This window comes from Flavobacteriales bacterium, from assembly GCA_013214975.1.
Lineage (GTDB): Bacteria > Bacteroidota > Bacteroidia > DT-38 > DT-38 > DT-38.
On the sequence record JABSPR010000248.1, the window covers coordinates 1 to 2128 of the forward strand.

1 protein-coding gene is annotated in these 2128 nt (G+C 38.1%); it reads left to right on the forward strand.

The window, feature by feature from the left end; translation table 11 throughout:
• The first annotated feature begins 293 nt into the window (after positions 1-293).
• Entirely contained in the window at positions 294-1946 is a 1653-nt protein-coding gene (locus HRT72_08135) for a sulfatase (GenBank protein NQY67677.1), read from the forward strand.
• Positions 1947-2128: the final 182 nt, after the last annotated feature.

The window sequence follows — 2128 nt, forward strand, 5'->3', positions numbered from 1 at the left end:
AATGGTACGCAATATGATCTAATTATAGCCGGTTTTTAATATTCCACTCGTTCCTGACCATGATTTCCGTCAACTGAATGAGTACAGTTCTATGGCACTTAAGCAACTGGGCGTGAACATTTAGTAAACGGAATTATTTCAGGTAACCTGCGCAATCACGGTTTGATTCATATTATTGGATTAGAAATTGAATAGTAGGCCTAAACAAATTCTGGCTTAATTTCATGATGAATTAATGCAAATTTCAATTTCTGAATAAGATCAATTTTGCCTTCATTAATACAAGGATGATTATGAAACGGTTTATTTTGTTTTTATTAATTTGTGCGGGTCATCTATTTGCTGTAAAAAATGTAGTGTTTATTATGGCTGATGATATGAATGACTGGATTTCACCTTATAAGGGGCATTCACAGGCTATCACTCCAAATATTCAAAAGCTTGCCGACAAATCGGTAGTATTTTTAAATGCTTATGTTCCTTACCCCGTGTGTAACCCATCACGAACAGCTATGTTAACGGGGCTCAGGCCTACAACTTCTGGTATCGTGAGTAATCCTCAAAATTTTAGAGCCATTGACTCACTTAAAAACACTTTAACCATGCCAAATTATTTTAAAGACAATGGATATTACTCCATAAAGTCAGGGAAAATATTTCATAAACATGGGGGAGCAGAAGACACCGTTTCATGGGATGAATTTAGCATGGATGTGGGAACCACCACACCCCATTATACTGTAGATACTGATACAGATATGCAGTTTAAAGAAGGTGCCTATCACGGCGATCCTACCTGGGGGCTTCGCTGGGGAATAAGTTTAGATAAATCTATAGAGGATGCAGGTGATTTTAAAGCTTCACAATACATCATTGATAAACTTTCTAATAACCTTTCTAATAACAATAAACCCTTCTTTGCTGCATTTGGGGCCGGTAAACCACATTTGCCCTGGTTCTCACCTGAATATTTTTACAGCTATTATGACACTGCAAGTTTAATTCTTCCCGAAATATTTGAAAATGATCTGGACGATGTTCCTTTCCCAAATATAAGTAACAATGTACATGAGGAATTCCTTAGAACAGGTAACTGGAAAAATGGCGTACAGGCTTATTTGACCAGTATCTCTTTTGCTGATTCTGCTGTTGGGATTTTGTTGGATTATTTGGAAACCCACCCACAAAAAGACAGTACCATCATAGTTTTTATGGGTGATCATGGTTGGCATTTGGGCGAGAAGAACCATTGGGGTAAGGTCAGCCCCTGGGAAGAAGCCACTAAAACCCCTCTTATTGTATATGATCCCACAATAGGGGTGAGCGGGTATTCTAGTCATGTGGTAAATCTGCAGGACCTTTACGCGACCCTTACTGACTTGGTAGGGCTTGAAACTCCCAGTCATGTAGAAGGACGTAGTTTTAGGGCTGTTCTTGAAGACCCTGATAGAGAGGATTGGGTGGGGTGGTCACTTACTACCGCTCGTAGTGGAGATGCACAAGTTTTTAGAACCAATAAATGGTATTTGATAAGGTATGATGTTGAGCCTGATGTTAGGTACGAACTCTATAATATGTACACCGATATGGATCAAAAAGACAACCTGGCAGAACTTCCCGAACATTCAGATTTGATTGCCAAACTGTCTGCCGATATCGATCGGGTTATTGCAGGGAAGGATCCTCAAAATTTAGATGTTTATGGTAATTTGGAATCTGTAAATATTTTAGATAAACGCATTGGTAGTTCCATTTTTGTACATAAAAACTATTACCTGAACGTATATACACCCCATGGAAAACGAGTAAAACAGTTTAGCGGTGATGGGTTGTCCATTGCAAGAATGTTACAAAGGCCAAATATTTTAGGGCTACCTTCTGCGCGTTATATGTATACCGTTAAAGATTTAAGCAAAAATGTTATAGAAAGAGGGTTGTTCTATTAAAAGTTTTTTATAAAGGGTCAGTCTTAATGACTATCAAGGAAGAAAGCATATTTGTGGTAAAAGGATTAGAATGCGCAAAATCAATCTGAGAAAAATCTCGGTTTTCCTAATCCTAACTCTCGTTATGTATCTATTGCCGGGATACGCTCAGAATCCCATTGTATTTTCCCTTTATACTATCC